The sequence below is a fragment of the Oleiphilus sp. HI0086 genome, from assembly GCF_001635225.1.
The window spans coordinates 1-902 of record NZ_LWFZ01001407.1; the positions used below are offsets into that span (position 1 = coordinate 1).

Annotated in this window: 1 protein-coding gene; it reads right to left on the reverse strand. The window is 43.1% G+C overall.

The window, feature by feature from the left end:
• Positions 1-902 (reverse strand): tRNA uridine-5-carboxymethylaminomethyl(34) synthesis GTPase MnmE (gene mnmE / locus A3756_RS23965; protein ID WP_068554898.1); only part of this gene is annotated, 902 nt, incomplete at both ends.

Sequence of the window (902 nt, forward strand, 5' to 3'; positions counted from 1 at the left end):
AGAGTTTGATTCAATAGATGAAGCATCAACAACTAAAAGAATTCGATCAGCTTGTTCAATTTCCTGCCAAGCTCTATCAATACCAATCTGTTCAACTTTATCAGTACTTTCTCGAAGCCCTGCCGTATCAATAATATGTAAAGGCATTCCATCAATATTGATCTGCTCTTTAAGCACATCACGTGTAGTTCCTTCAATATCAGTCACAATAGCTGAATCGCGTCCTGCTAAAGCATTCAGCAAACTAGACTTACCTGCATTTGGACGACCGGCAATTACCACCCTCATTCCTTCAGTTAGTAGTGCCCCTTGATTCGCATTATTGATTAAGTCATTCAAGGTATCAATCAGAGTATCAACTTGCTCCAGGACATGTGACTCAGAAAGAAAATCAACTTCTTCTTCAGGGAAATCAATTGCTGCTTCCACGTACATTCGGAGTTTAATCAAGCCGGATACAATGGCATCAACTTGCTGAGAAAAGTCCCCTTGTAGGGAACGCAAAGCAGAACGAGCAGCCTGCTCGGAAGTACTGTTTATTAAGTCAGAAATAGCTTCAGCCTGAACCAGATCCAGCTTGTCATTAAAAAAGGCGCGTTGAGAAAATTCTCCCGCTTCTGCTAAGCGAGCACCATTCGAAACGATGGCTTTTAACAAAAGATCCAGAATGACCGGGCCACCATGAGCTTGGAACTCAACGACGTCTTCACCGGTAAAGGAGTGGGGACCTTTAAAGTACAGGGCAATTCCCTGATCTAAACGTAAACCATCTGGATCATAGAAATCGCAATAATGTGCATATCGATTCTTAGGCTCAAAATGAACCATCAGTTTAGCGATATCTAAGGCTTTTGGGCCTGATACCCTGACAATTCCAACTCCGCCACGACCTGCCGCCGTAG